This window comes from Nocardia sp. PLKS1-43, from assembly GCF_059510335.1.
This window is the reverse complement of the sequence record NZ_JCAJZQ010000003.1, coordinates 189,075-207,048: the sequence shown is the minus strand read 5'-3', so window position 1 is coordinate 207,048 and position 17,974 is coordinate 189,075. Positions and strand designations below refer to the sequence as shown.

Below are 17,974 nucleotides of genomic sequence, written 5' to 3'. Positions count from 1 at the left end.
GTCCGCCGGCTCACCGCCTGGCTATGGTAGCCCGCCGCCGGCTTACAGCGGTCCGCCATTCGGATACGGCGGCTCGTCACCGTGGAATGCCGCACCGCCGGCCGAATACGGTGTTCCCCCAACGCGATACGGCAATCACCCCGGCATGATTGCGGGCCCAGGTCCGCATCCGCGCCATGGTGCGCCCGCCGGATATCCGGCGGCAGCGCGTCGCCCACCCCCGCCGCCGCTGCCGCCGCCCGCCGGGTACTACGGTCGCCCGCCCTGCCCGAGCGGCGGCGGCGTCGCGAGCGTCGCGGTGATCGCCGCGACGTTCGTGCTCGGCCTGGTCGCTTCGCTGGTGGTTTTCGCCACGACGGTCGATCGCGATGCCGACTCCACCGGCGCCAACGGCATCACGCCGAGCTATACCCGGGCATCGACGGCCCATCGGACAGCCACGCCCACAACGACTTTCGAGCACACAACGTCAGCGGGCCGGACCGTTCCGGCGGCCCCCACCACCTCGGTGGCGGCCGGGCCCGCGCCGGTCGCGGCCACGGCGGCCAATCCGCTGTTCGCGAATCAGGACAACGGGCTGATCAACATCCGCTGCGACCTTCCGCGGTGGGCGGTGAGTCCGGCAGCCGCGACAGCCTTCTTCGATGCCGCGTCGACCTGCCTGTACGGCCATCACATCCAAGCGCTGACCGGGATCATGGACCGGCAGGCGCAGCAGCGCGAGGATGTGGGCGCGAGGTCGGCCCAAGGACTCGAACTGTCCCGACGGACCGAACTCGAGGCGCAGTGCTTCGCGGGCATGTTCGTCGGATCGTCCCGCTACGTCGGGCTCTTCAGCGACGATCAGGCCGTCTACATGCAGCGGGACCAGTACACCCGCGGTGACGAGAAACAGCAGACCGATAGGCACGACCACGGCACCAGCCGGCACTACGGCGACTGGTTCGTCAACGTGGGCGAGCAGTACAACCGGGTGTGGCGGTGCAACACCTGGACCGCGCCGTCCGCCGAAGTGAGCTGATCAGTCCTCGCAATCGCGTTGTGCGCCACGCAGTTCGGCCAGCCAGCGGGCGCCCTCGTCAGGTTCGGGAACCGGATCGCAGCCGATGATGTCCAGGACCGCGTGGCCCATACATGCCGCGCCCAGCACGCGTTCGATGAGCCTGTCCACATCACCCCACGGCAGTGCGGGTTTGGCGATCAGCAGCGAGGCGATGCCGTGCGCCGCGGCCCACAGCTCCAAGACGACCGGCAGCGTGTCCCCATCGGCGATGACGCCGGAATCCATTGCCTCCCGGACGGTTGCGCTGAACCGGACGACCGCACCGCTGCCGAGCACCTTGTCCACCGCGGTGGGGCCGTGCGCGTCGGTGGGCACGAAGGCCAGCCGGTACTGTTCGGGGTTCTCCAGGGCGAAACGCACGTAGGCCATGCCCTGATCGCGCAGCCGGGTGATCGGCGAGCGTGCCGGATCGGTGGCCGAACCCATTGCCGCGTCGAGGTTTTCGAATACCTGCGCCACCGCGGCATCGATCAGCGCGTCCTTGTCGGCGAAGTGCCGGTAGATCGAGGGCGCGCTCACCCCGACCAGTTTGCTCACCGCTCGAATGGAAACCGCGTCGGCGTTCCCGGTGCGCGCGAGCAGTTCTCGGGTGGCGTCGAGAATCTCCTCGCGCAACCGGTCTCCGGTTCCGCGGGCCGAACGCGGCCGGCGGGGGTGCATCATCAGTGCATCACCAGCTCGGGGTCGTGCGCGGGCGGCGCGGATTCCTCGTGGAATCCGAACCTTTCGTGCAACCGGCGCAGCGGTGCGGGCGCCCACCAGTTGGCGGTACCCAGCAGCCGCATCAGCGCGGGCACCAGAAGTCCGCGGATGACGGTGGCGTCGGCGAGCACGGTCAGCGTCAGCCCGAGGCCGAACATCTGCATGAACGACACTTTCGCGGAAACCATGGCCCCCAACACGATAGCCATCAGCAGCGCCGCCGCGGTGACGATCCGCCCGGTGTGTGCCACGCCCAGCGCGACCGAGCGCGTGTTGTCCGCCGGCGTGCGGTCCGAGGCCAGCCAGGCCTCTCGGATCCGCGAGAGCAGGAACACCTCGTAGTCCATGGACATGCCGAATGCCAGGCAGAACATCAGCAGCGGCATGGTCGGGACCAGGTAGCCGGTCGTGGTGAAGCCCAGCAGATTGGACAGATGCCCGTTCTGGAAGATCCACACCATCATGCCGAACATCGCGCTGAGCGAGAGGGTGTTGATGAGCACCGCCTTCAGCGGAATCACCACGCTGCCGGTGAACAGGAACAGCACCACGAAGGTGGACAGCGCGATCAGCGCGATCGCCAGCGGCAGTCGAGCGGCGAGCGAATGCAGTCCGTCCGAGTCGATCTCGGCCATTCCGCCGAACAACGCCGGCGCGGGCGCCGGTACCGCCCGCAGAGCGCGCAGCTGCTGCTGCCCGGCGGTGGAGTAGGGGTCGATCGTCGAAGCGACGGTGAGATATTGGCCGGAGGAGTTGGCCATACCCGGTGGCGTCGAGGCCATCCGGCCGCCGGAAAGGTAGACCCCGGCATCGGACAACACCGCGGAGACGCCGTCCACCTTTGACAAGGCCGTGGCGTAGGAACTCACGTTGCCCGAATAGCCTTGCAGCACAATGGTTGTGCCGTTACCCGCGTTGACGCTGGGGAAGTCGCCGCGCAACGCGTCGCCGACCGACCGGCTGTTCGTGCCGGCGGGCATCACCCGATCGTCGGGATAACCGAATTTCACACCCAGGAACGGAGATCCGAGCGCGAGCAGCACCGCGATGATCACCAACGCCACCGGAAGCGCGTGCCGCATGACCCAATCGACCGTGCGATACCAGCGCGATCGCTCCGGGGCCACGGGCACGGGCGCGGGCCGCCGCAGCAGACGCCGCACTCCGGCGCGGGCGTCCAGGGCGTTGACCCGGTCGCCGAGCAGCACGAGCGCGGCCGGCAACAGCACGATCGAGGCCGCCGCCGCGGCCACCACCACCGCGACGCCCGCATAGGCGAAGGATTTGAGGAAGTACAGATCGAACACGCTGAGCACCGCCATCGCCAGCGCCACCGTGAGCGCGGAGAACAGCACCGTGCGTCCGGCGGTCTGCACCGCGCGGATCGCGGCGTCCCGGTGCGTGCGCCCGCCGCGCAACTCCTCGCGGAATCGGCTGACGATGAACAGGCTGTAGTCGATCGCCAGCGCCAGCCCGAGCGCTGTGGTCATATTCAACGCGTAGATCGACACGTCGGTGAACAGGGTGAAGCCGCGCAGGATGGCCAATGCGCTGGCGATCGCGAACAGGCCGATCGCCAGCGGCAGGGCCGCGGCGATCACACTGCCGAAGACCAGCGTGAGCACGATCGCGGTCAACGGCACCGCGACCCCCTCGGCCAGGGTGAGGTCCTTGGTGATCTGCTTGTTCACATCGTGGTAGACCGCCGTCTCGCCCCCGGCCCGGACGGTGATCCCCGGACCGGCGTCCGCGAATCGGGCCGCGAGTGTGCCCGCGGTCTTCTGCGCGGCGTCGTCACCGCCCTTCAGGTAGGCCAGGATCAGCGCCTCGTGCCCATCGGTGCCGCGCAGGGCCGAGGCGACCGGGCCAGGACTGGTCCAGTACGACCGCACGCCGACCACGTCGTCCCGGGCCTGGAGCGCGTCGACGATCCGCGTCCCCGCCGTGCGCGCGGCCGGGGTGTCCACGCCCTGGCCGGCATCGAGCAGCAGGACGAAGTTCGGTTGCGCGCCGTCGAAGTCACGCGCCAGCACCTGCGCCGCGCGGGAGGATTCGGCGTTGTCGGAGGTGAAGCCGCCGGCCTCGAGGTGCGCGGCGGCGGATGCGCCGAACAGACCGCAGAACACGGCCAGTGCGAGTGCGGTGAGCAGCACCGCTCGCGGGTATCGGGTCGAGAATCGGGCGATTCCGGTCAACATGTGAGCCCCCAGTCCGCAGTGTGGTAACAGCGTTAGCCTAACGCTGTTACCACACCGCCGCGCAAGGGGTCAGTGTTCTTCGTCACTACGTGGTCCGGGCTGGCCGTGCTGACCGAAGAGCCCGTGCTGCTGACCGTGCTGGCCGAAAAGTCCGCGCGGCGCGTGGCCGTGCACGCCCTCGGCATAGGCGGTCTCCGCGTGCAGGGCGAAGTCGATGCCGCCGACCTCGTCCTCCTTGCTGATCCGGAAACCCATGACCCGATCGATGATCTTGCCGAGGACGTACGAGACGACGAAGGCCCACGCCGCGACCACGACCACCCCGACCGCCTGCTTGCCCAGCTGGGTCGGGCCGCCGCCGTAGAACAGCCCGCGCGGACCGCCGGTCATCACCCGGCTGGCGAGCAGGCCGATCAGCAGCGTGCCGACGATGCCACCCGCGAAGTGCACGCCGACCACGTCGAGCGAATCGTCGTATCCGGCACGGAATTTCCACCCGACCGCGAACGAACAGACAACGCCCGCAACCAATCCCACGATCACGCCGCCGAGGGTGTTCACCGAACCGCAGGACGGGGTGATGGCGACCAGTCCGGCCACCGCGCCCGAGGCCGCGCCGAAGGTGGTGGGCCTGCCGTCGCGAATCCGTTCCACCACAAGCCATCCCAGCATGCCCAGGCAGCCCGCGACCAGGGTGTTGAGAAACGCCGCCGCGGCGAGACCGTCCACCCGGAACGCCGATCCGGCGTTGAATCCGAACCAGCCGAACCACAGCAGTCCCGCACCCAGCAGGACGAACGGCAGATTGTGCGGGCGCATCGCGTCGACCTTGAAGCCGATTCGCGGTCCCAGTACCAGGGCCAGGGCCAATGCCGAAGCGCCGGAAGCTATTTCGACCACCAGACCGCCCGCGAAGTCGAGCGTGCCGAACGAGGCGAGCCAGCCGTGCGGCCCCCACACCCAGTGTGCGACCGGTGCGAACACCAGCAGGGTCCACAGCGGGACGAACACCATCCACGCGGAGAATTTCGCGCGGTCCGCGATCGCGCCGCTGACCAGTGCCGCGGTGAGGATGGCGAAGGTCAGCTCGAAGGTGGCGTACAGCAGTTCCGGGACGCCGCCGCGCACGGTAGCCGGGCCGATGCCGGACATCGCGGTATGCGCGAGGGTGCCGATCACGCCGCCGCCCGCGTCGGGGCCGAACGCCAGCGTGTAGCCGAACAGCAGCCACGTCACCGTCACGAGGGGGATCGCGATGAAGCTCATCATCAGCATGTTCAGCACGCCGGTCGAGCGCACCATCCCGCCGTAGAACACGGCCAGGCCGGGCGTCATGAGCAGAACGAGCGCGGTGCTGGCCAATAACCAGGCGGTGGTAGCGGGGTCGAGGGTCGAGGGCATAGGGACTCCTTCCACGCGCGAAAAGCGCTGCATGGAAGTTACCGAATGCCGAAATCCGGGCGTGTCGGGTGGCCGGGCGCGTCCGGATGGAAGTTATCCGCGCCGGGCGCGGCGGGCGAGCGCGCGGCGTCCGCGCGGCCCCGGCACCGGCAGGTCCTCGTCCAGCTCGAGCCATCCGGCGGTGCGCAGCCACTGCTCCTGGGCTCGCGCGTCGGCGGTGTCGTTGAACACCCGGCGGCCGCGGTCGTCGCGCAGCTCGTGCGCGAGTACCGACCAGCGCGGCGGGCGACCGTGTTCGGCCCGGTAGTCCTCGAGGTAGGCGGCCACGATCGTGCCGATGGTGTTCACCGGCCGCAGCGAGACCCGATTGCCGAATTTCGCCGAATGGAAACGCCGCGCCGCGCACAGCGACCGGGGCGTGGCGTCGTATGCGATCCATCCGGCGCGCTGCACCCGCTCGATCAGCCAGAGGTGTTTCACGGCCGTCGGCGCGATATCGCCGACATGCCGGGCGATGAGATTCATGACCTGTTCGGTTTGCAGGATGTCGCGGCGGGTCGGGCCGTGGCCGTGGTCGTCCCAGTAGCGCTGGGTCAGGGTTGCCAGAACCCGGCCGAATTCCTCGACATTGCGCTGCGCGCGGCGGCCCAGCCGTTCGATGCGCTCGGCCTCGGCGCGCATCTGGTTCTGCACGATGAGGGTGCGCACCGCCGCGGGCGTCGGCACTTGGCCACGGTCGAGCAGTTCCAGAATCGCCGCGGCGCTACTCGGGTCGGCAGCGGCCGAGACCGGTAGCGAATCGCGGTTGAGGGCGAAGTCGGAGGGGCTGATAGCCCTGCTCAGTAGGCCGGTGGCCGTGCTGTTCCCAGCGAATTCGGTATGTGAGAGCCACGCGGCGGCGGTGGAGTCGCACGACTGCACGGTGGATATTTCCTCCGGGACGTTGGCGGGAGCGCGACGCGGAGATTGGGAGGACTCCCGATGCGTGCTGTGGATTGTGAGGTTGTGCCCCGGCCGGGATGAGGGACCGGCCGGGACCACCAACCTGATGAAGGTTTGGCTACCGAAGTTGCCGGGGTCCACGTTAGCCAGCCGATTGCCTCTAAAGCCAATCGCTTTATTCGATCGTTACGTATGTGTTGTCCGATTAAAACAGGTGTGCAGTTTGTTACCTGGCTACGTGACGGTTTGGAGTTCGGTGATGCGGCAGAAATTGATTGCATTTCGAATTTCTTCACGACGCCGTACGTCACACGCTTCCGCTGCCAGGCTCGGTGAACAAGCCGGAAGAATGCTGGGCGAACATTCACGAACCACCTCTGATGGGCGCGCCGCGAAAGGGCCTTTGTCCCGTATTCGAGTCGAATCGGTCACTTGGTTACGTATGTGGCGGTGATCGCCCTCGTTCAGCCTCCGGCTCGAATCAACTCTCCGGGTCGACCCCAGCGAGAAAGCGTCTCTGTCCGGCCCGTGAAGTCCCCGCGATGCGAACGGTTCCAGGTTTCCGGGTGAGCGTCCGAGCTTGCCCGCCGGCGACGCGACTCTGTTCGGCTGGCAAGACCCCCGCGTGCGAAAGACTCGACAACGTCACACAAGCTCCCCGACGCGGGCGGCGCCGAAGCGAAGCGAGGCGGATGACCAACGCACCCAGCGGCGAAGCGTCTCTGTCGGGCCGGAAGTCGCCCGCGAAGCGAAAAGGCTCCACGACACCAACCCCAAAGGGTTCCGGCGCGAATCACACGAACCACCACCGAAGCGAAGCGAGGCAACGACCAACGCGCCCAGCGCCGAAAACAGCCGGAGCGAAGCGGAGGCCAAAATTACAGCCTGTCGGTGGTCGCCGGTACCGTGGGCCCGTGGCTCTGTACCGGAAGTACCGACCGGCAACATTCGCAGAGGTGGTGGGGCAGGAGCACGTCACCGAGCCCCTCAGTACCGCGCTGGACACCGGGCGGATCAGTCATGCCTATCTGTTCTCGGGGCCGCGGGGGTGCGGTAAGACGTCCTCCGCGCGGATCCTCGCGCGCTCGCTGAACTGTGTCGAGGGGCCGACCTCCCGCCCGTGCGGGGTGTGCCCGTCGTGCGTGGCGCTCGGACCGGGCGGTCCGGGGAATCTGGACGTCATCGAACTCGACGCCGCCAGTCACGGCGGTGTGGACGACACTCGCGAGTTGCGCGACCGGGCCTTCTACGCACCCGCCGAGTCGCGGTACCGGGTGTTCATCGTGGACGAGGCGCACATGGTCACCACCGCGGGGTTCAACGCCCTGCTCAAGATCGTGGAGGAGCCGCCCGCTCATCTGATCTTCGTCTTCGCGACCACGGAACCGGACAAGGTGTTGCCGACCATTCGCTCGCGCACCCATCACTATCCGTTCCGGCTGCTCCCGCCCGCGACCATGCGCGGCCTGCTCGGCACGATCTGCGAGCAGGAGGGTGTGCCGGTAGAGGAGGCGGTCTACCCGTTGGTCATCCGGGCCGGCGGCGGTTCTCCGCGTGACAGCCTGAGCGTGCTGGACCAGTTGCTGGCGGGTGCCGGGCCGGAGGGGGTGACCTACCCGCGGGCGCTGTCGCTGCTGGGCGTCACCGATATCGCGCTGATCGACGATGCGATCGAGGCCCTGGCCGCGGACGACGGTGCGGCCCTGTTCGGCACGGTGGATCGCGTGGTCGAGGCCGGCCACGATCCGCGCCGGTTCGCCGGTGATCTGCTGGAGCGGATGCGCGATCTGATCCTGTTGCGTGCGGTTCCCGATGCCGCCGACCGCAATCTGGTCACCGGTCCGGGCGATGTCCTGGAACGGATGCGGGATCAGGCACAGCGGCTCGGCCCCGCCGCCCTGACCCGCTACGCCGAACTGCTGCACGAGGGACTCGGCGAGATGCGCGGCGCGACCGCCCCGCGTCTGCTGCTCGAGGTGATCTGCGCCCGCATGCTCCTGCCGATCGCCTCGGATTCCGAATCCGCCACACTGCAACGGCTCGAGCGCCTCGAACGTCAGGTGGCTGGTGGCGCGGTGGCCTCCGTGTCCGATGCGGCCGCATCGACCCGCGCTCCCGTGTCCTCATCCGGCGAAAGCGAACAGCCCCGCGAGGCGCCCGCCGAACGTCCGCAGTCCGGCCCGCCCCGCCGCCGCGGCGCCGAGGCGCTGGCCGCGATCCGCGAAAACCGCACGGGTGGAACGCAATCCGGGCCCCAGCAGGGCTCGCCGTCCGCCGAGCAACGGCCGCATCCGGCCCAGCGTGCCCAGTCGTCCGGGCCCGAATCGCCTCGTGCCCAGCAGCATCCGGACACAGCGGCGCATTCGCCCGGAGGGCCCGCGTCGACCGGTGGGTCGTATCCGGGGGCGGGGCAGGCGCCGCCCACCGAGCATTCGGTCCCGGGTTCGCCCGCCGGCGGCCATCCGGAGGCCGGGTCCCCGAGCGCCTCGCGTCGGACGCAGACGCCCGCGCAATCCGGCCACGTCGAGCGGAATCCCGACGGCAATGCTGCCCAGCAGCCGGTCGAAGATGCTGCGCCACAAGATGATTCGATCGGCACGGAAACATCGGAACCGACTGCGTTCGCCTTCGCCCCGGGCATGCCGGAGGCCGAAACCACGCTCTCGCAGCCGGATTCGACGCCGGGCACGTCGATCGATCCGAGCGCGGCAACCGCCGGCGGCGCCCAACATCCGCCACGGCCGACGTCTCCCCGGTCGTTCGATCCCGCATCGCAGTCGGCCCGGACCGAGAACGCCGGGCGGACCGCCCAATCGTCCGGTGCGTCGGTGGACGAGTTCGCGGTGACGGACGCGGCATCGCAGGAGGCGGGAGATCCGGGGGGCGAGTCGCGGCCGGTTGCGGCCTCCCAGGACGCACAGGCGCCGATGTCGGAGTCCGCAGCGGGCGGCGCGGCGCGGGTTGCGCAAGGCGTGTCCGATCGTGCGGTGCCGTCGGAGCAGGCGCGGGTCGCCGACGTTCCGGAATCGGAATCTGCCGCGAACAGGGCGCCGCGGGACGTCTCGGACGACGGCGCCGCCGCGTCGGGGCAGGCGCGGGCTGCCGGTGTTCCCGGGGCCGGATCACCCGATGGCCCGGGTGCACAGGCTGGTGACGGTGTCGATGTCGGCACCCCCGGACGGGCATCCATGGATGAGACCGTTTCCGGCGCAGATGATTCCGCGTATCCGGCGGGCGGCGACGAGGCGGCCGATTTCCCCGACTTCGTCGAAGCCGTTGTGCCGCAGGACGAGTCGCCCGGCACCGCCGGGGGTGCGTCCGGTGGCGACGCGCTGCGCGAGGTCGAGGCGGCATGGCTCGATATCCGCGCCAAGGTGCGGGAATTCGGTGCGGCCGTGCACGCGCTGCTCTCGGGCGCCTCGGTGGCGCGGCTCGAGGGGGAGACGGTCGTGCTGGCTCATCAGCACGCCCCGTTGGCGCAGCGCTTGGCGAATCCGAAGTATGTCGAGGCGGTGCAGTCGGCGATCCACGCTGTGCTCGGGCGGCGCTACGAGGTGCGCTGGGAGGTCGCGGGGGCCTCGTCCGGTGCCGCGCGGCCCGAGCCGCCCGCCCGGCCGCAGCCCGCCTCCGGGCGAGGTGGCCCGGCGCGTTCGGCCGAGCCGCCCAAGTTCACCCGGCCCAGCCAGGCTCGTGGGGCGGCGTCCGACACCGGTTCGGCGCCGCGCGCGCAGCGGCCGACGGGCGGTGGCGCGGACGAGCGGTCCGGTCGTTCGGTGAATCGCACCACGCCCGCGAGTGACGCCTCGGCGCCGCCCGATGACGATATTCCGCTGCCGGACGGGCCCGATCTCCCCGACGACCCGGGGCCCATGGACTACTCGCCGGTAGGTTATGACGGTGTCCCACCTGCGTCGACACCCGAGGAGGAGCGGGAGATGCTCGCGGAGTCGGCGCATCCGGTCCCGCAGCAGGATCGTCGCGACCCCGATGAGGTGGCCTTGGAGCTGTTGAGCGCCGAGTTGGGCGCGACGCGACTGGAGGCTTGACAGACACCCTCCCGACGACCTTAAGTTAACCGGAGTTCGCATCCGGCTGTACTATGAACGGGTGGTCGTCAGCATCGGCGCTCCGAGGTTCTATGGTATGCCCAGGTGTACGGGCCGCCCGGGAGTCAGTGGGGCCGATGCGTGCCGACGTTTGTACAGCGTTATACGGCGGAAACCGGGAGTTCACGGCCTGTGTGCGAACGCAGGGTCCCGGGAGCGTCGCGTGACAACTGCCAGCGGTCGGTCGCAGGGCCGGTCGGCGAGGTTACCTGCAGCGATGCCGCACTGTGCGGTATCGGGGCACCGTAAGGAAGGAAAAACTCCGTTATGACCACAGAGGCCTACATTTTCGAGGCCATCCGCACCCCGCGTGGCCGCAACAAGAAGGGCTCGCTGCACTCGGTCAAGCCGATCGATCTCACGACCGGTCTGGTGAAGGAGCTGCGCAACCGCTTCCCGAACCTCGACGAGGATCGGATCTCGGACATCATCCTGGGTGTCGTCTCGCCGATCGGTGACCAGGGCGCGGATATCGCCCGCACCACCGTGCTGACCGCAGGCCTGCCCGACACCGTCGGCGGCATCCAGATCAACCGCTTCTGCGCGTCCGGCCTCGAGGCCGTCAACCTGGCCGCCCAGAAGGTCCGCTCCGGCTTCGACGACCTCGTCATCGCCGGTGGCGTCGAGTCGATGTCCCGCGTGCCGATGGGCTCGGACGGCGGCGCCATGTTCGCGGACCCGTGGACCAGCTACCAGAACTACATCGTCCCGCAGGGCATCTCGGCCGACCTGATCGCCACGATGGAGGGCTTCTCCCGCGAGGACGTGGACGCCTACGCGGTGCAGTCGCAGGAGCGCGCGGCCGCGGCCTGGACCGGCGGCTATTTCGCCAAGTCTGTCGTGCCGGTCAAGGACATCAACGGCCTGACCGTGCTGGACCGCGACGAGCACATGCGCCCCGGCACCACCCTCGAGGATCTGGCCAAGCTCAAGCCCTCCTTCGCCACGATCGGCGAGATGGGTGGCTTCGACGCGGTGGCGCTGCAGCGGTACCACTTCGTGGAGAAGATCGACCACGTGCACCACGGCGGCAACAGCTCGGGCATCGTCGACGGTGCCGCGGCCGTGCTGATCGGTTCGGAGGAGGCCGGTGCGGCCTCGGGTCTGACCCCGCGTGCCCGCGTCGTCGCCACCGCCACCTCCGGCGCGGACGCCACCATCATGCTGACCGGCCCGACCCCGGCCGCGCACAAGGTTCTCGCCAAGGCGGGCCTGAGCGTCGACGATATCGACCTGTTCGAGATCAACGAGGCCTTCGCCTCGGTCGTGCTGAAGTTCCAGAAGGATCTGAACATCCCGAACGAGAAGCTGAACGTCAACGGCGGCGCCATCGCCATGGGCCACCCGCTGGGTGCCACCGGCGCGATGATCACCGGCACCATGGTCGACGAGCTGGAGCGCCGCAACGCCCGCTACGCCCTGGTGACCCTGTGCATCGGCGGCGGCATGGGCGTGGCCACCATCATCGAGCGCGTCTAATCCGACCGCGGCGCGTACCGGCGGGCCGAAGGAGGCAGCTTGCGTAACACGTAGGCCCTCGCCAAGCGCCGCCATTCAATTCAGACTTCCTTCAGGAGACACCGAAAACTATGACCGACAACATGATTGCCTGGGAGAAGGACGCCGACGGCATCGTCGTGCTGACCATGGACGACCCGAACCAGGGCGCCAACACGATGAACGAGCTCTACAAGACCTCGATGACGGCCACCGTGGACCGGCTCGAGGCGGAGAAGGACGACATCACCGGTGTCGTCATCACCTCGGCGAAGAAGACCTTCTTCGCCGGTGGCGACCTCAAGAACATGATGCAGACCGGCCCGGACGACGCGGCCGCCATCATGGAGGAGCTCACCGTCATCAAGGGTGCGCTGCGCAGGCTCGAGCAGCTGGGCAAGCCGGTCGTGTCCGCGATCAACGGCGCCGCCCTGGGCGGCGGCCTGGAGATCACTCTGGCGACCCACTACCGCATCGCCGCGGACGTCAAGGGCCTCAAGCTCGGCCTGCCCGAGGTGAAGCTGGGTCTGCTGCCCGCCGGCGGCGGTGTCACCCGCACGGTGCGCAAGTTCGGCCTGCAGACCGCGCTGCTGCAGATCCTGTTGCAGGGCAACGAGTTCGACGCGAACAAGGCCAAGGGCATCGGCCTGGTCGACGAGGTCGTCGGCAGCGTCGAGGAGCTGGTTCCGGCCGCCAAGGCGTGGATCAAGGCCAACCCGGACAAGGGCGTGCAGCCCTGGGACGTGAAGGGCTACAAGATCCCCGGCGGCACCCCGTCCAGCCCGGCGCTGGCCGCCAACCTGCCCGCCTTCCCGGCGAACCTGCGCAAGCAGCTCAAGGGCGCGAACATGCCGGCGCCGAAGAACATCATGGCCGCCGCGATCGAGGGCGCCCAGGTCGACTTCGACAATGCCTCGCTGATCGAGTCGCGCTACTTCGTCAACCTGCTGACCGGCCCGGTCGCGAAGAACATGATCCAGGCGTTCTTCTTCGACCTGCAGTCGATCAACAACGGCGGTTCGCGGCCGAAGGACGTGCCCAAGCGCGAGATCAAGAAGGTCGGCGTGCTCGGCGCGGGCATGATGGGCGCGGGCATCGCGTACGTCTCCGCCAAGGCCGGTTTCCAGGTTGTGCTGAAGGACGTCTCGATCGAGGCGGCCGAGCGCGGCAAGGGCTACTCGGAGAAGCTCGAGGCCAAGGCCCTCTCGCGCGGTAAGACGACCGAGGAGAAGTCCAAGGCTCTGCTGGATCGCATCCAGCCGACCGCGGATGCCAAGGATCTGGCCGGCGTCGACTTCGTGATCGAGGCCGTCTTCGAGAACACCGAGCTCAAGCACAAGGTGTTCCAGGAGATCGAGGACATCGTCGAGCCCGACGCGCTGCTGGGTTCGAACACCTCGACGCTGCCGATCACCGGTCTGGCCTCGGGCGTCAAGCGTGAGCAGGACTTCATCGGCATCCACTTCTTCTCCCCGGTCGACAAGATGCCGCTGGTCGAGATCATTCGCGGCGAGAAGACCTCGGACGAGGCGCTGGCCCGGGTGTTCGACTACACCCTCGCGATCCGCAAGACCCCGATCGTGGTCAACGACAGCCGTGGTTTCTTCACTTCGCGCGTGATCGGCACGTTCGTCAACGAGGCGATCGCGATGCTGCTCGAGGGCATCGAGCCGCAGACCATCGAGCAGGCCGGTCTGCAGGCGGGCTACCCGGCCGCGCCGCTGCAGCTCTCGGATGAGCTGAACCTCAAGCTCATGCAGAAGATCGCCAAGGAGACCGAGGAAGCCGCCAAGTCCGGTGACCTCACCATGGGCACCACGCGGCACCCGGCGCTGGACGTCATCGACTACATGGTCGCCGAGAGTCGTCCGGGTCGTCTGGAGAAGGCCGGTTTCTACGAGTACGACGAGGACGGCAAGCGCCTGGCCCTGTGGAACGGTCTGCGTGAGCACTTCAAGACCAGCACCGAGGACAAGGTTCCCTTCCAGGACCTGATCGACCGGATGCTGTTCGCCGAGGCCATCGAGACCCAGAAGTGTTTCGACGAGGGTGTGCTGACCACCACCGCGGACGCGAACATCGGTTCGATCTTCGGTATCGGGTTCCCGGCCTGGACCGGTGGTGTACACCAGTTCATCGTCGGCTACCCGGGTGGACAGCAGGCCTTCGTGGCCCGTGCCGACGAGCTGGCCGCGAAGTACGGCGACCGTTTCCAGGTGCCCGCCTCGCTGCGCTGATCAGGTGCGTTCCGGCGGTGACCGCCGCCGGAGTCACCGCCACGGCCCGGACCTCCGCTGATGCGGAGGGCCGGGCCGTCGGCGTATGCGGGCATGTGCGTTGCCGCTGCGCGGGCTCGAATGAGGGGCGCGCGAGCGGCGGAATTGCGGACATGCGCTGCTCGGGCGAGCTACGTTGGAATTCAGCGGAGACATCGAGGACGGTCCTATGAACGCACACAGGGACAAAGTCCGCGGCACCTCCTCGGAGTCGGACACACAGCGGTATCAGCCGGTGGATATCCCTGAGGAGCTGCAAGCCATCGGCTTGTTCGACGCCGAGGAGATCGGCCGCGGGGGCTTCGGGGTGGTGTATCGCTGTGTCCAGAAGACGTTGAGCCGCACCGTCGCGGTGAAGGTGCTGTCCTCGGAGATCGATCCGGAGAGCCGGGAACGCTTTCTGCGCGAGGAACACGCCATGGGCCGGTTGTCCGGCCATCCCAATATCGTCGACGTGCTGCAGGTGGACGTCACCGCCAGCGGGATGCCGTTGCTGGTCATGCCGTATGCGGTGCACGGTTCGCTCGAGCAGCTCGTGCGCGACAACGGCCCGCTGAGCTGGGCCGATACCTTGCGGGTCGGGGTGAAGCTGGCCGGGGCGATCGAAAGCGCGCATCGGGTGCACGTGCTGCATCGCGATGTGAAACCCGCGAACGTGCTGCTGAGTCGCTACGGCGAACCGCAGCTGACCGATTTCGGCATCGCCCGGATTCCGGGCGGTTTCCGGACCTCCACCGCCATGATCACCGGCTCGCCCGCGTTCACCGCGCCCGAAGTGCTCAGGGGCGGCGAGCCCACGGTGCGCTCGGACGTCTACGGTCTGGGTGCGATGATGTTCGCGCTGCTGACCGGGCATGCGGCGTACGAGCGGCACTCCGGCGAGAGAGTCGTGGCGCAATTCCTGCGGATCACCACTCAACCCGTGCCGGACCTGCGCGAACAGGACATTCCTTCGGACGTGGCCGCCGCGATCGAGCAGGCCATGTCGACGGACCCGGCCGAGCGTCCGGCCTCGGCGCTGGACTTCGGCGAATTGCTGCGCGCGGTACAGCACGATCACGGGCAGCCGCCCGACGAGATGGCGCTGCTGGAGCCGGGGCCCGATCCGAAAAAGCCTGGGGCGCTGGAGAATTCGATCTCGGGCAGCGGTGTGCTGTCGAGTGGCGCGCGTACCGTGCTGACCGTGCGCTCGGACGGGTCGCCGAATCCCCTCGGAGCCTTACCGCCAACCGCCGCAACGAAATTCCGGCCGCCGACACCCACTCGCGAACCGGTCGCGCGGCCACGTCTGCTGGATATCCTGCGGGCCGGGGATCGGCGTCGGCTGGCGGTCATCCACGGCCCGGCCGGTTTCGGTAAGAGCACCCTGGCCACGCAGTGGCAGACGGAACTGGCCGAGCACGGAAATGCGGTGGCCTGGATAGGTATCGATCGCGACGACGACAACGAGGTGTGGCTGCTCGCCCATCTCGTGCGGGCGATCCGGCGGGTGTGCCCGGATATCGGAGCGGGTCTCGAGCAGGTGCTCGAGGAGCGGTCCGACGAGGCGGTGCCGTACGCCGTCTCGACGCTGATCGACGAGATCCATGCCCGGGGCCGGACCGTCGTGGTCGTCATCGAGGATTGGCATCGGATCACCGACGCCGGTGCGCGACGTACGATGGATACGTTGCTGGACAACGGATGTCACCATCTACGATTCGTGATCACCACGCGTGAGCGGTCCGGACTGCCGCTGAGTCGCCTGCGGGTGCGTGACGAACTGGTCGAGATCGGTACGGCCGAGCTGCGCCTCACCCAGTCGGAGATTCACCGGATTCTGGTGGAGCGCAACGGATTCGAGCTGACCGACGCGCAGCTGGAGCGGATCGGCCGGGCCACCGACGGCTGGCCCGCCGCGATCGCGCTGGTGAGCCTGTCGCTGCGGGCGCGGGCGCAGGCGGCCGGCACGGGTGAGGCGGCGCACGCGGTGTCCGAGGTGGACACCGATCAGCTGATCGGAACGCTCTCCGAACGCACCGAGCCGATCGGCGAATATCTGGCCGAGAACGTCCTGGACACGCTCGAGCCCCGGATGCTGACGTTCCTGATGTCCCTGTCGGCGACCGAGCGGGTGTGCGGCTCCCTGGCCGCAGCGGTCAGCGGTGATGCCGACGCCGAGCAACTGCTCGAAGAGGCTTGCCGGCGTGAGTTGTTCGTGCGACGCCTGGACCACGACCCGGGCTGGTTCCGCCTGCAGCCTCTGTTCACCGAACAACTGCGCGCGCGCCTCGAGCGCGAATCGCCCGGCGCGTCGAAATCCCTGCACCGCAAGGCGTCCCGCTGGTACGCCGAACATCAGCTGCTGCGCAAATCGGTGGATCACGCCCTGGCCGCGACCGACCTGAAGCTGGCCCTGGACCTGCTCGAGGGCGGCGGGATGGATCTGATCGACACCTCGAAACTGGCCACCCTGCTCGGTTCGGTCTCCAAACTTCCGGTGCAGCAGGTCGCGACGCGATCGAAGCTGATGCTGGCGCTGGCGCGCGCCAATATCAACCTGCAGCAGTCCAGTGCCGCGCGCACCGCCCTGGGCCGGGTGAGCAGTATGCTGGCGCGCACCTCGCCCGGTGACGACGATGCCGTACGTCAGCAGTGCGAGGCGGATGTGCTCGCCGCCGCAGATATGGTCGCCCGCGATCGCACCGATGGTGTGGCGGAACGGGTTTCGAAAACCTTGGCCGCCGCCGGTGAACTGCCCGCGTGGACCGTGTCCACCGCGGCGAATCTGATGTCGTTCGTGCGTTTGTGCGAGTTCGACTTCGACGGCGCCCGCGAGATGCAGGAATGGGCGGCCCCGTACCACGCCCGGTCCAAGGAACCGCTGGGTGAGGTGCTCGGACTGCTGAATCTCGGTGCGGCCGCCTACGAACAACTCGACATCGCCACGGCCGCAGGCTATTGCGAGCGGGCGTGGCAGGTCGCGCGGAATCGCTCGGGCCCGCGTTCGCACGCGGCGCGCGCGGCCGCCGCGCTGCTGGGCGAGGTGAAGTACCGCGGCGGAGACCTCGACGCGGCCGACGAACTGCTCGACGAGAGTCACCGGCTGGTCGCGCGGGTGGGGCCGGCGGACTTCATGATCACCACCTTCGTGTCGGGTGCGCGGGTGAAGGCCGCGCGCGGCGATACCCAGACCGCGGTCGCACGCCTGGCCGAGGGCGCGCGGTTCGCCGCCGACCGGAGGCTGCCCCGGCTGGGTGCGCACATCCGCGCGGAACAACTGCGGCTCGGCCTGGCCCTGGACGCGCCGACCCCGCTGGGGGACCCGGGATTGCGGCCGATCCGGCACGTCAGCGGAACCGCGGCGCTGACCGCCGAGGCCGAGGAGGTCGTCGCGGTGCGCGCGCTGCTGGCGCGCAGTGCCGCACACGGCGGCCTGGATCCCGTGCGAGGGTACGACCCGTACTTCGGCAACGCCGATCTCGCCCCGCTCGGCGTCGACGATTCGGCCGTCAAACGCGCTCGCGCGCTCTACAGCCGGATCACCGAACAGAACCGTCCCCGTGCGCAATTGGATACGGCGCTACTGTTGGCCGAATGCCTCTCGGTGGCGGGCTGGACCGGCGAGTCCATCGCCATCCTCACTCCGGTCGTGGTCCGCTGCGCCGAATTGGGTTGGCGCAGACCGCTTCTGGACGCGGGACCGGGAGTGCTCTCGCTCCTGCACGCCATGCGCAACGAAATGCTCCTGGGCACGGAGTATTCCGAGATCACCGAGGAGACTCACCGGTTCCTGGACAGTATGTGACG

General features: G+C 68.6%; 8 protein-coding genes and 1 pseudogene. 5 read left to right on the top strand and 4 right to left on the bottom strand.

Annotation, left to right across the window (positions count from 1 at the left end; all coding sequences use genetic code 11):
• The first annotated feature begins 145 nt into the window (after positions 1 to 145).
• The gene (locus tag AC5WS7_RS12780; protein ID WP_495954673.1) at positions 146 to 1,021 is read left to right on the top strand and encodes a neutral zinc metallopeptidase; all 876 of its coding nucleotides are present in this window, start codon (positions 146 to 148) and stop codon (positions 1,019 to 1,021) included.
• Here AC5WS7_RS12780 and AC5WS7_RS12775 read toward each other — a convergent pair whose 3' ends face one another.
• From AC5WS7_RS12775 to AC5WS7_RS12760, 4 genes are all read right to left on the bottom strand, one after another.
• Positions 1,022 to 1,726 carry a TetR/AcrR family transcriptional regulator gene (locus AC5WS7_RS12775; protein ID WP_495954672.1) on the bottom strand — a complete coding sequence of 235 codons (705 nt, stop codon included), beginning with the start codon at positions 1,724 to 1,726 and terminating at the stop codon, positions 1,022 to 1,024.
• Positions 1,726 to 3,963 (bottom strand): MMPL family transporter, encoded by a 2,238-nt coding sequence (locus AC5WS7_RS12770; protein ID WP_495954671.1) that lies wholly within the window; start codon positions 3,961 to 3,963, stop codon positions 1,726 to 1,728. The genes AC5WS7_RS12775 and AC5WS7_RS12770 overlap by 1 nt, the downstream gene beginning before the upstream one ends.
• Positions 3,964 to 4,032: 69 nt before the next feature.
• Positions 4,033 to 5,364, bottom strand: a complete 1,332-nt coding sequence (locus AC5WS7_RS12765; RefSeq protein ID WP_495954670.1) for an ammonium transporter — start codon at positions 5,362 to 5,364, stop codon at positions 4,033 to 4,035.
• Between the two features lie 93 nt (positions 5,365 to 5,457).
• A complete protein-coding gene (locus AC5WS7_RS12760; protein ID WP_495954669.1) occupies positions 5,458 to 6,285 on the bottom strand; it encodes a hypothetical protein in 828 nt (275 codons plus the stop codon).
• A 935-nt stretch (positions 6,286 to 7,220) separates the two neighbouring features.
• Between AC5WS7_RS12760 and AC5WS7_RS12755 the strand changes: the two are divergent.
• The 4 genes and pseudogenes from AC5WS7_RS12755 to AC5WS7_RS12740 all read left to right on the top strand — a co-directional run.
• A pseudogene (locus AC5WS7_RS12755) lies at positions 7,221 to 8,855 on the top strand (DNA polymerase III subunit gamma and tau); the annotation flags it as partial.
• Between the two features lie 1,824 nt (positions 8,856 to 10,679).
• Positions 10,680 to 11,891 carry an acetyl-CoA C-acetyltransferase gene (locus tag AC5WS7_RS12750; protein ID WP_495954668.1) on the top strand — a complete coding sequence of 404 codons (1,212 nt, stop codon included), beginning with the start codon at positions 10,680 to 10,682 and terminating at the stop codon, positions 11,889 to 11,891.
• Between the two features lie 110 nt (positions 11,892 to 12,001).
• On the top strand, positions 12,002 to 14,146 hold the full coding sequence (locus AC5WS7_RS12745) for a 3-hydroxyacyl-CoA dehydrogenase NAD-binding domain-containing protein (RefSeq protein ID WP_495954667.1): 2,145 nt from the start codon (positions 12,002 to 12,004) through the stop codon (positions 14,144 to 14,146).
• Between the two features lie 208 nt (positions 14,147 to 14,354).
• Entirely contained in the window at positions 14,355 to 17,972 is a 3,618-nt protein-coding gene (locus tag AC5WS7_RS12740) for a protein kinase domain-containing protein (protein WP_495954666.1), read from the top strand.
• Positions 17,973 to 17,974: the final 2 nt, after the last annotated feature.